We start from the raw sequence: 454 nt of genomic DNA on the forward strand, positions 1-454 counted from the left end.
TTTTTGTCCGGCATCATTATAAGCTTTGATATTGGACTTGCTGACCGCGGCCATCCAACGCCAATCGTCATTAAATTTAATGTCCGTACCAATTTCCCCGAAGACCGCGTTTTTCTTCGCGCCGCGTACATCGATGTCTTTCATGTAGCTGACGGTTGCGCCGACGTTGATATTCTCATTCACAGGCAACACGCTTTGAACCGCGGCAAAATGTCTGCGGCGACCGCCAATGCCCCATGCGTTGTCGTTCAGATTGCCGGTACGGCGGCCCGCATAGATTTTGGTCGGCAGGGTTTTATTGTCAAAGAAGATTTCGCCGCCGGTGACTTCGGTATCCCATACGCGGCCGTATGAAGAGAATGCGCCAAATTTACCGACACGCGCTTTGATGTTGTTGTATACAGTCCCTTCGGCATACAGTTTATTGACCGGCACATCATGATCGCCGTTAAAT

At 50.2% G+C, this 454-nt stretch carries 1 pseudogene; it reads right to left on the bottom strand.

Going from position 1 to position 454, the window contains the following annotated elements:
- Window positions 1-454, bottom strand: a pseudogene (locus tag ACTHUM_RS19650) (hypothetical protein); the annotation flags it as partial.

Source organism: Neisseria sp. P0021.S006 (genome assembly GCF_051956895.1).